The organism is Phragmitibacter flavus (assembly GCF_005780165.1).
Taxonomy (GTDB): Bacteria; Verrucomicrobiota; Verrucomicrobiia; order Verrucomicrobiales; family Verrucomicrobiaceae; genus Phragmitibacter; species Phragmitibacter flavus.
Genome location: NZ_VAUV01000002.1, coordinates 413156 through 427707 on the forward strand (window position 1 = coordinate 413156; position 14552 = coordinate 427707).

Consider the following 14552-nt stretch of genomic DNA (forward strand, 5'->3'; position numbering starts at 1 on the left):
GCGTGACAGGTAAGGTGTTTGGAATGAGAGGGCGGTGATGGTGGTGGGGAGGAATTTTGATATTTACATGAGTTTTCGACGTAAATACACTGTGATGATGAAAGCTCCCGTTTCGACGTTTAGGAAAAAATCATGGACGGAAATGGTTTCGGTGACCGGGCTCTGCATTGGTATGGGCTTGGGCTTCTGCTTCGGATTGGGAATTGGTATGAGTGGAGCGCAGGGGGCGACGGTTTTGTATTACCAGATGGAGGGAACCGCCGGGACGACCGCTGCTGCAGTTGCCGATTCTGGGGCGAACGGGTTGACGGGAACGGCGGGTAATTATGGTGGTGGCGGGGCGGCGACACCAACCTACAGCGGCGTCACGGTGGGGCCGATCATTACGGCGGGGATTGGTGGGGCGGTGGTGAATGCCAACAACACGACGTCGTTGAAGTTTGAGAATCCGGGGGTGGCCGGTGGGAATTTTCAGACGAATGCAGGTGGCCGGGTGACGCTGGCGTCCTCGGCGTTGTTGGAACCAGCGAATTTTACCATTGAGGCATTTGTGCGGGTGGAAAGTCAGATTCAGTTTGCGAGTATTGTAGGGAAAGAGCGCAATTCGGGATCGACCTGGCTGATGGATTCGAACCCGTCGGGGCATTCGGGGGTGACTGAACCTACGAATATGACCTTGCGGGCAAGGATTGATCATCAAGTTCTCGAGTCGTCGGGTGGGATGGGTTCGGGGCAGAATCAATCTTTTGGTTCATCGGGCTCGATTTCTTCAGCGGCGACGGGTTTGGGCGATGGATGGCATCACGTGGCGATGACTTATGATGATTCGGAAAACCGTGTGCGCTTGTTCGTGGATTATGTGCAGGTGGGCACCGGGGTTCTCAGTGCTGACGGGGTGCAGGACCTGGTGTATAACGGTGGCCTGTTTTTCATCGGCGGCGGCGGTGGCGGACGTGGGTTTGACGGGTGGATTGATGAGGTGCGGTTTTCGGATTCATTGCTGGTGACCAATGACTTCCTTCGCGTGGTGCCCGAGCCCGGCAGGATGGTGTTGCTGATGATGGCAGGGTTGATGGGGATGATGTGGCGGCGGCGCGGGTGAGGTCGTCTATTGCAGACTTCTGGGCAAGCGACGGCGGCGGGGTTGAGAGGGTTAAAACCGCAATTGCCTTGAGGCTCAGGCTTTGCTGACTCCCGGCAGGTAGGATGCCTATGAAAGCGGGTCGTTCGTTTAACGACGATGAACTGACCCGCCGGTGTGATCCCCCATTGAGGGAGGATCTTGGGCAGTTAAGGATTGGGAGTAGTAGGAGGAGGAGTAAGAGTTGGCTCCTCCACGGGTTCGTGGCGCACGCCGATATCGAGGATGGCGCGGGCGTTTTTGTAACCCTGGATGAAGACGGGTTCAGCAATGATGAACTGCTGCATCAACTTATCCAATGACCATTCGAAGTGATCATCGAGTTTCTTGAAGGCGACTTCGACGGCGTCGGTGGATTGGGAAATGGAAACCTGGGCACCGCGTGGGGCGTCTTTCACGAGGTCGTATTGGGTCACGGCGGAGTCCATGGCGCTCAGCAAGGCGGCGGTCATGCCGAATCCGGCCAGGCTGGGTTGTCCGGCAGGAGGCGGGGTCGTGGTTTGGTCGGCGATTCGGTGAGGCTACTTATATTTAAATTCCTAGTGCCGAAAGTCCCGGTTTTAGTGCTGCCTCGAGTTTGATCATGCTATCGATCATGCTTGATTGAATCATGGTCCATTCGGACTCGGGACTGCGATAGCCGCCGCGTTCGATGGTGTCCTTGATTCTACAGGCACGTTTTGTCTCAAGAGGTTCCCACAAAAGAGGTGCGCCAAAGGTTGCCTCGATCTCATCTTTGCGGGCAAGCAGTTGTTCGAAGATGCTTTTGTTCTCAAGTTCGTTCCCACGATCAATGTAAAGTTCGGTGCTGGCGGTTTGCAGGCCGATCGCGTAGTTAAAACTCAGGCCAGCGACTCCGGATGTTGCGCTGAGGTAGCCGGCGGTTCCTGGTTTGCGATGCGCGTGCCGGGTCTGGCGGGTGCGCGCCATGGCGATGAGTGTTTCCCAGAATTTCAGGCGCTCGTCGTGCCGTCCCACCCGTCTTTTGCGGTCAACCTGCTCCTTTTCTCGAAGCTGCACCTGATACTCGTTGGCTTCAGGAAGAGGGATGATTTGCTGCACGTCGATCAAGTGTTTACCGGCGTCGAGGTAGGGACGCAGCCGCACGCAGCGGATGTCGATGTCCCGCTCGCGAAGCCAGAGAACAGCGGTGGTGAGTTCCTTGCCAAAATCTTCGGAGACGAGCACGATGCGCACATCGGGTGCGAAGGATTCCTCTTCGGGATTTTCCCAGCCGAGGAAGTCGAGCATGCGCGTTCTGGCTTCATCGGCTGGCTGGCCGATGCGGGAGAGAAAGTTGGCGTGAATCTGCTCGGCGCGGTCAAAGGTCATGGCGGAAACCATGCTGGCATAGCGGATGGCCTGGAGTTCCATGTGGCCGCCATCGTTGGTGCGTTTGAGTTCGACAACGACAAGGTTTGCCAGGGTGTCGATGGCAAGCAGGTCAATGCGACGGCGGCTTTCGTCCCAGTCGCCGAACTCTTCGGTAAGGACATAGAGATCGTCGCCGAGCACATCAATCTGGGTGCGCAGGAGCCGTTGCAAGTCGTCGCGCTCACGAACCTTAAGGTTGGCGAACGATGCCCGGGCGAGCGGCAGGAAGGCATCGGAAGTCATTTCGTAGAGTGGCATGATGGGGCGGATGATGAGGGGCTATGATGATTTGCGCGGACGCCCACGTTTGCCGGTGCTGGAGGTAGACGAAGGTGTTACGGAACTGTGGTTGGTCGTGCCGGTGAGTTCCGCGACGAGGGCGGAGAGGAGGTTGGCGGCGGTGGCTCGGGAGGCGGCGAGTTGCGTTTCCAACGCGTCCACCAAGGCCATCAGTTGCTCCACTTTGGCGACGATCCGGCGCTGTTCGGCGAGGGGAGGGATGGGGATTGGATAGGCGCGTAGGGAACGTCCGGTGAGATGCTTGATTGTTGCACCCGTGAAATACCCCGCGAGCACTTCGTTTCGGCAGTCAATTTGCAGGTTCAACGCCAAAAACTCGGACAGGATTTCATCGCACGGGCGGACGCGGTGAAGGGCCTTCTGAAAATACATTTCTGGTGCGTCGTCTCGCCAAATGGCACAGCGACCGGGTTCGCCACCTTCGCAAATCAGCAGGTCTCCATGTTTCAGGCGAAGTTCGTCTTCCTCCCTTTCTTCAACGCGCATCTCCTTAATGTCATCGAGTTCGAAGCGCATCCATTGCACGTTGGTGTTTCTAAGATAGGGTTTCGACACTCCGCGATTCTTTTGCACATCAAGCATCTTCCCTAGCCGCTGTTCGCCGACTCCTGCGAACCTAAGCCAAGTCCACGAACTCGGGACATCCTGTCTTTTCTCCGTTCTCGCGACAACCCACCGCTGCGTGTCAACGCCACACGTTTGAAGCGCAAGCTCTGCCGGTTCGTCGTTGGGGTCTTGGGGGACGAGTTTGCCTTGGACGGCGAGGGTGAGGATGGCTTTGCGGAGGTCGGCGGGGGGGATGGGGTAGGACGGATGGAAGATCCAGTCAAGGTTGGCCGGGGTGGGTGCTTCGGCAAAGCGGGCTAGCGACGCGCGGGCGAGCGTGGCGTGTCGCGTCTCCCGTTCCTCCTGCAGCGCCTCCAGCCGATCACACAACGCCATCAACTCATCCACCTTCGCCACGATCCGCTTCTGCTCGGCGAGGGGTGGAAGGGCGATGGGGATGCTGTTCATCTTCGCCTGATTCATCTTCGGCTGTGCGGATCCAGTGACGTAGGGCTCAAGATTAATTGCGTTGATGTGGAGCTCGATGTAGCGGAGGAAATCTTCGGATATTCCGTCGAGAACATGGGCGTGATTGTTCACCCAATAGAGGCCTCGTGCCATGAACGCTATGGGCGTCGAGCGGTTGATGAGGTTCGCCCCGTCTTCGCCAATTAGAAGCAGTGGTTTATCAAAAAGATAGCCGTCAATCTTGTCAATGACTCCAGACGCACCGTAGTAGTCGTAAGTCTTCGCTTTCGTAGTGCGTTCCTCTTTGCTGACCGGAATACGCTCCCCGTCTCGGTTAACCATGATCTCGCCGAAGCGCACCCACGTCCAAGACAATGGAAGCACGCGAGTGTTCGTATCTGTGGACATCGGAGAGACGGTGGTCGGTCCGCGCAATTTTCCTTTCTTTGACAACGCTGTTTTGTAAGCAGCAATCTTATCGAGCAAAGCCAAGGCTGATTCGTCGCTTTCATCTTGTTCGACGAGAGTCCCCGTCACTGCCAAGTGTCGCACCAGTTCACGCATCTTCACCACCGCGTTCGGGGCGTCAGCAAACTGGTCGAACTTGTTGAAAAACGTTTCCAGCTTCATTCGACAGTCCCGGCGGTGGCGTTGAGGGCATGGTGGAGGTCCTGTTTCAGCTTGGCGCGAGTGGCGGCAATCTGGGCGAGGAGCTTTTCGTATTCGGGGAGGAGGTGGTCCACGTCGCCGGGGCCGGTGTCTGGGCTGTGTGGGTTTTTGAGGTCGAGGTTGAAGTTGCCGGCCTTGATGGTGTCGATGGAGACGCGCCAGGCTTGTTCGTTTTCTTCGCGTTTGCTGTAGAGGCCTTTTTTGTCGGGTTTGCCCCACCAGGTGCGTTCGGCTTCGAATTCTTCGATGCGGATGGGTTTGCCTTTGTTGTAGCTTTTGGCGCCGGGGGGATAGGGGTGCTCGTAATACCAGACTTCCTTGGTGGGCGTGCCTTTGGTGAAGAAGAGGAGGTTGGTGCGGATGCTGGTGTAGGGATTAAAGACGCCGTTGGGCAGGCGGACGATGGTGTGGAGGTTGCACTCGGTGAGGAGGGCTTCCTTGATGCGGGTTTTGACGCCTTCTCCAAAGAGTGTTCCGTCGGGCAGCACGAGTCCGGCGCGGCCGCCGGGCTTGAGGATTTTCATGAGGAGCACTAGGAAGAGGTCGGCGGTCTCGCGGGTGCGGAACTCGGCGGGATAGTTGGATTCAATGCCGTCCTCCTCCATGCCTCCAAACGGGGGGTTGGTGACGATGACGTCGACGCGCTCCTTTGGACCCCAGTCGCGCAATGGACGGGCGAGGGTGTTATCGTGACGGACGTTGGAGGGGATGTCGATGCCGTGGAGGAGGAGGTTGGTCATGCACAGCACGTGCGGGAGGTGCTTCTTCTCGATGCCAGCGAAGCAGTCCTGGATGATACGCTCGTCAGCTTCGGTTTTGACCTGCTTGCGAAGATGTTCGATGGCGCAGACGAGGAAGCCACCAGTGCCGCATGCAGGATCGAGGACCGTTTCGCCGAGGCGGGGATTGACCTGTTCGACGATGAACTGGGTGACGGCGCGTGGGGTGTAGAATTCCCCAGAGTTGCCTGCGGATTGCAGGTCCTTAAGGAGCTTTTCGTAGATGTCGCCGAACATGTGGCGGTCATCGGAGGCATTGAAGTCGATGCCATTAATCTTGTTGATGACCTGGCGCATCAACGTGCCGTTCTTCATGTAGTTGTTGGCGTCCTCGAAGGCGGTGCGGATGAGGGTCGTAATTTTGTCGCCGCCGCTGGTGAGGTTCTTGAGCTTGGGAAGGAGGGTGTTGTTGATGAAATCGAGCAGCGCCTCGCCAGTGATGCCCTCCTCGTTTTTGGCCCAGGTGGACCAGCGCAAATGCTGTGGCAGCGGGGATTTATAATGGTCGCGCAAGAGTTCCATTTCCTGTTCGCGGTCATCAAAGATTTTGAGGAAGAACATCCAGCCGAGCTGTTCGAGGCGTTGTGCGTCGCCGTAAGTTCCGGCGTCCTTGCGCATGATGTCCTGAATGGTTTTGACGAGGTTGGAGACGTTGGGCATGATTAGACCCGCGATGGGTGCAGAGATTGAGCGTGAGCTTTGATTTGCTCAGCAAAACCAAGCAGTGGATCGACGGCCGGATATAGTGCCGACGATGGAACTCTGGGGAAGTCAGAATCCCAAAATGTTTGTGGATTGAAGCTGAATTTCGCGACTAAACGTTTTCCAAAGTCAACTTCGGCTACGCGATAATGATGTTTTTGATCAAAGTTTTCAATTTCAGGATATTCGCCTAGGAGATATCCTTCTTGGAGATGCGGACGAATGGCACTGGGGGGGCAGACCGATGCAAGGCGAACGGTCTGCAACCCTTCCTCAGCACACACAGTCACAGCCCCGCTGATATGAGGGACTGCCAAAACGAACAAATAGGCTTTGTCGGAGTCATCATTGGCGACAGCAAATGAGGTGGATATTCGAAGCGAATGACTTACGTCTAACAAGGGAGTGCGGCAGATTTCGTAGTGTTGAATGATTGACCACCGAACAATTTGGTAACGGGTGACAAAAGTATTCCCTAGTCGATCAACCTCCATCCTGTAGTGCTTAACTAAGAAATCTTCAGCTGCTTTCAAGCGTTTTAGGCGGCGACTGACCCGTTCGTTGTGTTGACCAGGCTGTTCTTGAGCAGGGGTTCGAAAAATATTCGGACGTAGCATTGATCCTTTTTCGTCACGATAATCAGTTCCTTGACCCCGGAAAAGCAGAACATAACTAGGATTGCGAAATTGCAGCTCGGCAATTTTTTGTGCCAACTCTTTATAGAAACCGACATCGTATGGTGGTTCCTTTCGGATTGTCGAATTGTCGACTTTTACAGCACGGGTCTCTCCTCCGATAAATGACCAGAGCGGCCTTTGACCAACTGTCATCATATTGATTATGCTGCACTCCGGTAAAGTTCCGTTTCCAGATCATGAATGGCAGTAAGATAGGCAGGTTTGCCGCCGAACAGTTTCACGATTTCCATGGGGGTGCCATACGAGGTGAGAGGGTCCACTTTTAGGATGTCGAGGGACTCCACGCTTGCGAGACCGCTATCGGCATACTTCTGAAGCAGGGCATCGAGAACGGCTTTGGCTTTGTCTCCATATTTGCCGAAGACGTTGCGCTTTTTGACTTCATCGGCGCGCTCTCTGCGCGTGAGGGGTGGTTGGTCGAAAGCGATGTGGCAAACGAGGTCGAAGGCGTCATAATCGCGGCCCACTTGTTCTGCCAGTTCGTCGAGGAAGACACCTTGGCTGGCGAGTTCTTCGAGGATGACCTGCTTCTTCTCTGCATCGTTCCAGACGGTGAGGAAGTCGTTGAGTGATGCGTAGTTTTTCAGGACGGCTTTGCGGGTGTAATCGGTGAGGGATTCGGTGATGAGGCGTCCATTTTCGTCGAGGTATTGAACTCTTTCGACGGCGACGCTGACAGGGACATCATGGACGAAGTAGCGGGTGCGAGCATTGGGGGTGCCGTCGGGGTGGTCATCGAGCCCGTCGGAATTTTGGGCATCGTAGGAGGTCGGATCTTCGCGGATCACGGTTTCATCATCGAGAGAGGCATCCGATTCGTCGGGCGGCACTGGCGGATCATCTGGACCGGGTTCGTAGATTTGCACGGGATCGCCATCAAAAGTGGGATCGGCAAACAGCGCGGTGGCGCGTCGAAAATCCATGATGGTGAAGAAGAACTTGTCGTAGTCTTCGTTGATGCGGGTGCCGCGCCCAATGATCTGCTTGAACTCCGTCATGGAGGCGATGCGTCGATCCAAAACAATGAGGTGGCAGGTTTGGGCATCGACGCCGGTGCTCATGAGCCGTGAGGTGCAGGCGATGACGGGATAGGTGGACTCGGGGTCGATGAAGTGGTCGAGCTGCGCCTTACCTTCGTCATTATCGCCAGTGATGCGCATGACGTATTTCGCATTGGCGGAGGCGAGATCGGGATTGGCGTTGACCATGGCCTGACGCATGCGTTCGGCGTGGTCGATGTTTTCGCAGAAGATGATGGTCTTGGCGAAACGATCCGTAGCACGAAGGAAGTCGGAGACTTTGGTGGCGACCAGCGAGGTGCGTTGTTCGAGGATGAGGTTGCGGTCGAAATCGCGGTCGTTGTATTCGCGATCTTCGATGACCTGACCGTGTTTGTCGATCTGGCCATCTTCGGGTCGCCAGCCATCGAGATCTTTGTCTAGACCGATGCGCACGACTTTGTAGGGGGCGAGAAAGCCATCGGAGATGCCTTGGCGGAGGGAGTAGGTGTAGATGGGCTCGCCGAAGTATTCGATGTTGGAGACCTCCCGAGTCTCTTTTGGAGTGGCGGTGAGACCGATCTGAGTGGCAGAAGAAAAATATTCGAGCACCTGCCGCCAGCGGGCGTCGTCTGCGGCGCTGCCGCGATGACACTCGTCGATGATGACGAGATCAAAGAAATCGGCGGAGAACTGTTTATAAATGTTCTGGTCTTCCTCGTTACCGGTGACTGCCTGGTAGAGGCATAGATAGATCTCGAAGGACTTGTCCACCGTGCGATTGGTGATCTTGGTCATGGCCTGACCGAAGGGCTTGAAGTCGTTCGTTTTGGTTTGGTCGGCGAGGATGTTGCGATCCACCAAAAACAGGATGCGCTTTTTGGCGCCGGATTTCCATAAGCGCCAGATAATTTGGAAGGCGGTGTAGGTCTTCCCAGTGCCGGTGGCCATGACGAGGAGAAGTCGGTTCTCTCCGCGAGCGATGGCCTCCACAGTGCGGTTGATGGCGATCAACTGGTAGTATCGCGGCGATTTCCGCGAGCCGTCGTCATAGTAGTCTTGAGTGGTAATTTGTTTTTGGGCGTCTGTCCAGCCTTCGGCTGCACCGTAGCGAGCCCAAAGTTCATCCGGTGAAGGAAACTGATCGAGCGGAATTTCCCGGGTGACGGTGCCCGTGGTAACCGTGCGGTCGTGTTCGAGAAAGGCGTCGCCGTTGGAGCTGTAGGCAAAGGGGACGTCCAGAATCTCGGCGTATTCCAAGGCTTGTTGCATGCCGGCACCGACCGAGTGGTTGTTGTCTTTGGCTTCGACGACGGCGAGGGGAAGGTTGGGTTTGTAGGAAAGGATGTAGTCAGCCTTTTTGGCTTTGCCACGGTTCACGGTTTTTCCACGGACGATGACGCGTCCTTTAGTGAAGTAGGCCTCCTCGCGGATTTGAGTCATCAGATCCCACTTATCGGCATTCGCTCCGATCAATGCGGGCGTGATGAACTTGGTGCGAATATCCGTCTCGGTGAGGGCTTTCTTATTCATGCTACAGAAGCTGGGTCGAGGCGCGGGTGGTCAGAGGAAGGTGTGTGTTTGCGATGATGTGTGTTAAGAAGCGCTTCTGAGAGGTTGAAGATGAGCAAGGATAAGGAATGGGAGAGGATGGGGTAAACCGTTGGTGATTATGCAGAGGGATGACAGGGGCGTGCAATGGTTTTATTGGATTTTAGAATGGGTGGGCATCGAGACGAGAATTTTTCTGCATGTGGACAAAATTTCAGTGTAAGCGGTCAGTTTGCCGCTGCACGCGGTCAGTTTTTCACTGTAAGTGTCCGGTTTGGCGATGTAAGCGGTTGGTTTGTGAATGCACGCGGTCGGATTTTTGATGTAAGCGGCTGGTTTTTTACGGCACGCGACCGGAATTTGAATGTAAGCGGTCAGTTTTTGATTGTCAGCGAGTGATTTGCTGATGTCAGTGGTCGGATTGTCAGTGTAAGTGGGCGTTTTGCCAGTGCATTTGATCGTTTTGCTGCTGCATGTGACTATTTTGGCGATGTAAGTGCTCGGTTTGCGACTGTAAGTGGTCGGATTTTTGATGTCAGCGATCAAATTGCCTATGTAATCGAACGAATTTTGGATGTGGGTGAGGGGATATCGAAGTGGGGGGTTGGAGGTGGGCTGGTGACCGACGGAACGTCGGTAGTCCGATTTGGGAGACGCTGGGGTTGAGGGGGGGGATGACCGACGTCACGTCGGTGGTCCGATTGAAGGGGATTGCAGGCCGACGACACGTCGGCGCTCCATGGGTGGTATCCGACTGAAGGGACTGAAGGGGGAGGGTAAGCCGACGACACGTCGGCGCTCCATGGTGGGCGACTGGAGAGGATTGATTGGCCGACGAAACGTCGGTGGTCCGATGGAGGGCCGATGGGTCATCGACTTGGAGTTCGTGGTGGTGTGAGCGGGTTTGTGGTGAAGGCGGGCGGTTTGGTTTTTGCACGAAGGCATTGAGATAGAAAGGAACGAAGATGCTGATGGATTGGGGACTTGATTGGGGCCGGGGAGTCGTTGGAAATGAATGGTTTCGGACGCGACTTAGCGCATCCCTACCGTTGGTTTTTGGGACATTTGTTTTGACCGACGGAACGTCGGTGGTCCGATTGGCGTTGGTTGATGGGGGGTGACCGATGGTGCATCGGTGGTCCGAGTTTTTGGGGAACAGGCTGAAAGCCTATTCGACGCACAGGCTGCAAGCCTATGTCACGGGGGGAAGAATGAAATTAGGCCGCACGGGACGTCGGAGGTCCGATTGGCTTTGGTTGATGGGTCGGGTGTTTGACCGATGGGACATCGGTGGTCCGATTTTTGGGGAACAGGCTGAAAGCCTATTCGACGCACAGGCTGAAAGCCTATGTTACGAGGGCCAGGTGGGTTGGCGGGTGGCTAGGGAGTCGTTTAGCCAGGTGAGGAGGGACTGGATGCCTTGGTGCTTTTTCTTCAGGGAAGAGAGGTGGGGCCAGTCGAGATGGGTGCGGTGGGTGCCGACGGAGATGCGCTGAGGCTTTAGGAGGGTTTGGAGGGATTCGAATTCGGCGGCGCTCATGCGACGGATGCCGTCGGGGCCGGGGAGTTCGTCGAGAAGGGTGAGGTCGATGCCGAGGCTGGCGATGCCGACGCCGTATTGATGACCAAGGGTGCGGAGGATGTCGACAAGGGCTTCGTCACTGACTTTCTCGGCAAGGAGGAGTTCGCCGTGGTTGGCCCAGCGGGTGGCGCTGAGGGTCTGGAAGAAATCGGCGTTGCAGGTTGCGAAGCTGGTGCTGAGTTTGAGCTGGGCACCGGTGAGGGCGAGCGCGGAGACGCCGAGGTGACGTTTGATGTTGAGGAGGGTTTCGTCGAGCCGGGGGATTTCGTCCTGGTCGGTTTCGAAGTCCCAGTCGGTGATGATCAGATCGGGGATTTCCCAGCTGCTGGTGTTTTGCTGATGAAGGGGAAAGGGATAGCGGGAGGCGTGGAGGGAGTGGCGCTCGACGATGGCGCGGAAGCGGGCGAAGCGGGTGGATTCTTGCGGATGGGCTTCGGGGGTGGGGAACAGGCCTTGGGTGGGCTCGGAACGGGTGTCGGGTTTGCTGATGCGGAAGTAGTATCCCTGGCCCTGGTCGACTTTGGCGATGGGGCTGGAGGTGTCGTAGGAAAGAATGGAAAAATGGTAACGGAGGGTGGCGTCGGAATATTCGTCGCCGAGCCGGAAGCGGACGAGTCGGATGAGTTCGGTGCCTTTGATGGCCTCCGCGGGATCGGAGGGCAGGATTTGCGGCAATATGTCGCGCAGTTGGTCGCGAAGGCTCATGGTTGGGTTGGCATTGGCAGATGAGGGAGTTGCTGCAAAGGCATTGAAAGCAGAAAGCGGGGATTACACAACGGAAAGTGCGGAGAGAAAAATATTTTTTAGTTTTGGGAGGTGGTCTCGTGTCGGGTGAGGTTTTGGAGGTTGAGCTGGCGGGTGAGAAACCAGCTGACGCCGAACATGTCGCGGGTGGCGCGGAAGGCGCGGTTGAGGAAATGGTATTTGCTGACGCCGTGGATGCGGGGTCGGTGATTGACGGGGATTTCGGTGATGCGATAACCGGCGCGGCGGATGAAGGCGGGGATGAATCGGTGCATTCCGTTGAAGGGCATGAGGGCCTGACGGGCTTCGCGGCGGAGGGCTTTGAGAGAGCAACCGGTGTCGCGCACACCGTCGCCGATAAAGCGACTGCGGACGGCGTTGGCGATGCGGCTTTGGAGACGTTTGAAGGGCGTGTCTTTGCGTTTGGCGCGGTAGCCGCAGACGAGATCGTAGCCAGGGCCTTCCTTGAGTTTTTCGACGAGCTGGGGGATGTCGGCGGGGTCGTTTTGGAGGTCGCCGTCGAGCATGACGATGACTTCGCCTTGGGCAGCCATGATGCCGACATACATGGCGGCGCTTTGACCGGCATTTTTCTCAAAGCGGATGAGGCGGGTGCCGGGAGTGAGGGCGACGCGGGCGGAGGTTTGGTCGGTGCTGCCGTCGTCGACGAGGATGATTTCGTGGGAGTAATTCGTGAGGGCGGCGGCGAGTTGCTGCTGCATTTCGGGGACGTTGTCTTCTTCGTTGTAGAGAGGGACGATGACGGAGATCATGAAAGGCTAAAGGCTAAAGGCTAAAGGATAAGATCGAAAGGATAAGGGCTAAAGGCGAAAGGATAAAGGGGGGTCAGAGGCCGACGGTGGTGCGGATCGGGGGGCTGAGGAGGAGGAAGGTGGTGAGGGCGGCGGTGAACAGGACGAGGGTGCGGGCGACGAACATGAGGCGGGGGCGGACGGTGTCGGCGTGCAGGGTTTGATGGGCGAGGAGGATGATGGCGGGGGCGAGCCAGGTGCTGAAGGCGGCTTGGGGGAAGGGAGTTTTGTGCCAGATGATGGCGTCGAGGGCAATGAGGGTGAGGCTGAAGGCACCCAGGAAGCCGACGGGGTTCTCCATGGGCTTGCGGGCGGTGGAGATCATGTAGGCCCAGGCGATGGCGGGGAGCAGCAGAGGGGAGTAGAGAAGGAGGATTTGGAAGAAAGAGCGGGTGAGGGTGTGATGGGGATCGGGAGGGAGGGATTGGAAGGCGGCCCAGTGGTGTTCGGAGTTCCAGGCGATGAAGAGGGTGAGGGCGAAGCCGAGACAGCCGATGAGGATGGGGAGGATGGGCCAGCGAAGGAGGGATCGGCGGCCGCGACCGGTGAGGAGCAGGGTGGTGAGGGCGGCGAGGGTGAGGGTGGAGAGTCGCCAGTCGACCATGGCGGCGACGACGAGGGCGAGTCCGAGCAGCCACCAAGGTTGATGCCATGGGTGCTGACTATGGAGGGCCACACGCATGGAGGCGAGGACGACGATGCTGGTGAAGATGCCGAGGGTGGTGGGGGTGAGGGTGATGGCGGCGAGGTTGACGGCCGGGATGAGGTTGAAGAAGACGAGGGTCCAGGAGGCGGTGGTTTTGTCGAAGAGGCTGTGGGTGAGGTTCCACAGCAAAAGGCTGGCACCGAGGATGAGCAGGGGGGAGAAGAAGCGGATGCCGAAGGGGGCTTCGCCAAAGATGCTGGTGCTGATCTTGGCGAGCAGGGGGATGATGGGGCCGAGGGCGGTGTGCCAGAAGTCGAAGGCGTGGGCGCAGGCAAGGGCGTGGGTTTCGATGGCGGCGACGGGAATGACGTCAAGGGCGAGGAAGCGCGCCAGCGTGAGGAGCAGGAGGGCGGGCAGGAGGTAGGGCTGGCGGTTCATGGGCGTTTTTGCAGAAGTGGGGGGCAGGGGTTCTGCAAGATCAATTTCATTTGAGTAAATGGAGGATGCGTGCGGTCAAAGGTGGGCCTAGTTTACGATATTATCTCTGCCATGTTCTCTTCTATCTGTTTATCGGTTTCACTCAAGCAGCGGTTTGCTGCGGGGTTGGGTTTTGTGGTTTTGTTTTTGTTGGGAGGTGGGATGGCGGGTGCGCAGGAGCCGTTTCCTGATGGGAACAAGGTTTTGGAGATGGTGAGGATGAGTCAGGCGATGCAGGAATTGCCGAAGCTGACGGGCAGGTTGCGCAATGATGTGCCGGATGACGGGGTGAAACATCCTTTTGAACTGACGATGGCGGGTGGGAAAATTTTGTTTTCGTTCAAGAATCCGGTGGAGGTGATTGAGCTGGATCTGGCGGCGGGGGGGACGAAGCTGAACCGGTCGGTGGGTGGGAAGAATGCGGCGGTGGCGGAAGGGGCGTATGGGACGCCGGTGCGGGGGACGTCGGTGAATTATGAAGACTTGTCGATGCGGTTTTTGTATTGGCCGGGGGCGAAGGTGATGGGGTCGGCGACGGTGAGTTCGATGAATTGCTGGGTGGTGCGGGTGGTGAATCCGGATCGGCGCGGGCCGTATCACACGGTGGACGTGTGGGTTCACAAGGACAGCGGGGCGATCGCGAAGATGGAGGCGCATGACCGGTCGGCGAAAAAGGTGAAGTCGTTTTCGGTGAAGAAGGGGCAGCGGTATAAGAAGGCGTGGATTTTGAAGCAGATGCAGGTGGAGTCGCATGATCCAGCGTCGGGGAAGGTGAATGGAAGGACGTATATGGATATTGATGATCCGAAGTGACCGCCTGCGGGGGGGTTGATGGAAGTGATTGAGGCGTGGGATTGGGTTTTGCGGAAGGTTGGGAGCGTGGAGATTGGGGCGCCCCTTCAGGGCTCGGGGAGATTGTTGGGGAGACCTGGGGCGGTGCCCTCGTTGTTACACACAACTTAAATAATTGGGCTGCCCGGGATTTTGCCGGTATAAGCTGGAGATGAGCGGAAGCGATGACATCGAGCCTTGGGCCAAACTTGAAATCGAACAGTCCAACTGTGG

General features: G+C 56.9%; 13 protein-coding genes. 2 read left to right on the forward strand and 11 right to left on the reverse strand.

The features are described 5' to 3' along the window. Window positions 1–142: 142 nt before the first annotated feature. Window positions 143–1102 carry a LamG-like jellyroll fold domain-containing protein gene (locus FEM03_RS03695; RefSeq protein WP_206170845.1) on the forward strand — a complete coding sequence of 320 codons (960 nt, stop codon included), beginning with the start codon at window positions 143–145 and terminating at the stop codon, window positions 1100–1102. 188 nt (window positions 1103–1290) lie between these two features. Here the strand turns inward: FEM03_RS03695 and FEM03_RS03700 are convergent, their stop codons facing one another. The 11 genes from FEM03_RS03700 to FEM03_RS03750 form a co-directional block, all read right to left on the reverse strand. Next, a complete protein-coding gene (locus FEM03_RS03700) occupies window positions 1291–1593 on the reverse strand; it encodes a hypothetical protein (protein WP_138084824.1) in 303 nt (100 codons plus the stop codon). Window positions 1594–1672: 79 nt separating this feature from the next. Then, window positions 1673–2773 (reverse strand): DUF4268 domain-containing protein, encoded by a 1101-nt coding sequence (locus FEM03_RS03705; RefSeq protein WP_138084825.1) that lies wholly within the window; start codon window positions 2771–2773, stop codon window positions 1673–1675. A gap of 21 nt (window positions 2774–2794) precedes the next feature. Further along, entirely contained in the window at window positions 2795–4459 is a 1665-nt protein-coding gene (locus FEM03_RS03710; protein WP_138084826.1) for a restriction endonuclease subunit S, read from the reverse strand. Continuing rightward, window positions 4456–5937, reverse strand: coding sequence for a type I restriction-modification system subunit M (locus FEM03_RS03715; protein WP_138084827.1), 1482 nt, complete (start codon window positions 5935–5937; stop codon window positions 4456–4458). The genes FEM03_RS03710 and FEM03_RS03715 overlap by 4 nt, the downstream gene beginning before the upstream one ends. A gap of 2 nt (window positions 5938–5939) precedes the next feature. Then, on the reverse strand, window positions 5940–6812 hold the full coding sequence (locus tag FEM03_RS03720; RefSeq protein WP_138084828.1) for an FRG domain-containing protein: 873 nt from the start codon (window positions 6810–6812) through the stop codon (window positions 5940–5942). A 5-nt stretch (window positions 6813–6817) separates the two neighbouring features. Further along, window positions 6818–9208: an EcoAI/FtnUII family type I restriction enzme subunit R gene (hsdR, locus tag FEM03_RS03725; RefSeq protein ID WP_138084829.1), complete on the reverse strand. Its 2391-nt coding sequence runs from the start codon at window positions 9206–9208 to the stop codon at window positions 6818–6820. A 171-nt stretch (window positions 9209–9379) separates the two neighbouring features. After that, on the reverse strand, window positions 9380–9772 hold the full coding sequence (locus FEM03_RS03730; RefSeq protein WP_138084830.1) for a hypothetical protein: 393 nt from the start codon (window positions 9770–9772) through the stop codon (window positions 9380–9382). 138 nt (window positions 9773–9910) lie between these two features. Further along, on the reverse strand, window positions 9911–10171 hold the full coding sequence (locus FEM03_RS03735) for a hypothetical protein (protein ID WP_138084831.1): 261 nt from the start codon (window positions 10169–10171) through the stop codon (window positions 9911–9913). A gap of 406 nt (window positions 10172–10577) precedes the next feature. Continuing rightward, the gene (locus FEM03_RS03740) at window positions 10578–11513 is read right to left on the reverse strand and encodes a hypothetical protein (RefSeq protein ID WP_138084832.1); all 936 of its coding nucleotides are present in this window, start codon (window positions 11511–11513) and stop codon (window positions 10578–10580) included. A gap of 98 nt (window positions 11514–11611) precedes the next feature. Next, window positions 11612–12325: a glycosyltransferase family 2 protein gene (locus FEM03_RS03745; protein WP_138084833.1), complete on the reverse strand. Its 714-nt coding sequence runs from the start codon at window positions 12323–12325 to the stop codon at window positions 11612–11614. Between the two features lie 73 nt (window positions 12326–12398). Beyond that, on the reverse strand, window positions 12399–13448 hold the full coding sequence (locus FEM03_RS03750) for a glycosyltransferase family 39 protein (protein WP_138084834.1): 1050 nt from the start codon (window positions 13446–13448) through the stop codon (window positions 12399–12401). 111 nt (window positions 13449–13559) lie between these two features. Between FEM03_RS03750 and FEM03_RS03755 the strand changes: the two genes are divergently transcribed. Beyond that, the gene (locus FEM03_RS03755; RefSeq protein ID WP_138084835.1) at window positions 13560–14300 is read left to right on the forward strand and encodes an outer membrane lipoprotein-sorting protein; all 741 of its coding nucleotides are present in this window, start codon (window positions 13560–13562) and stop codon (window positions 14298–14300) included. Window positions 14301–14552 lie beyond the last annotated feature (252 nt).

Excerpts from the sequence above, each read along its gene's own strand:
- FEM03_RS03720 (WP_138084828.1), bottom strand. The coding sequence starts at position 6,812 with ATGATGACAGTTGGTCAAAGGCCGCTCTGGTCATTTATCGGAGGAGAG.
- FEM03_RS03705 (WP_138084825.1), bottom strand. The coding sequence starts at position 2,773 with ATGCCACTCTACGAAATGACTTCCGATGCCTTCCTGCCGCTCGCCCGG.
- FEM03_RS03740 (WP_138084832.1), bottom strand. The coding sequence starts at position 11,513 with ATGAGCCTTCGCGACCAACTGCGCGACATATTGCCGCAAATCCTGCCC.
- FEM03_RS03715 (WP_138084827.1), bottom strand. The coding sequence starts at position 5,937 with ATGCCCAACGTCTCCAACCTCGTCAAAACCATTCAGGACATCATGCGC.
- FEM03_RS03700 (WP_138084824.1), bottom strand. The coding sequence starts at position 1,593 with ATGACCGCCGCCTTGCTGAGCGCCATGGACTCCGCCGTGACCCAATAC.
- FEM03_RS03745 (WP_138084833.1), bottom strand. The coding sequence starts at position 12,325 with ATGATCTCCGTCATCGTCCCTCTCTACAACGAAGAAGACAACGTCCCC.
- FEM03_RS03710 (WP_138084826.1), bottom strand. The coding sequence starts at position 4,459 with ATGAAGCTGGAAACGTTTTTCAACAAGTTCGACCAGTTTGCTGACGCC.
- FEM03_RS03735 (WP_138084831.1), bottom strand. The coding sequence starts at position 10,171 with ATGCCTTCGTGCAAAAACCAAACCGCCCGCCTTCACCACAAACCCGCT.
- FEM03_RS03695 (WP_206170845.1), top strand. The coding sequence starts at position 143 with ATGGTTTCGGTGACCGGGCTCTGCATTGGTATGGGCTTGGGCTTCTGC.
- hsdR (WP_138084829.1), bottom strand. The coding sequence starts at position 9,208 with ATGAATAAGAAAGCCCTCACCGAGACGGATATTCGCACCAAGTTCATC.
- FEM03_RS03755 (WP_138084835.1), top strand. The coding sequence starts at position 13,560 with ATGTTCTCTTCTATCTGTTTATCGGTTTCACTCAAGCAGCGGTTTGCT.
- FEM03_RS03750 (WP_138084834.1), bottom strand. The coding sequence starts at position 13,448 with ATGAACCGCCAGCCCTACCTCCTGCCCGCCCTCCTGCTCCTCACGCTG.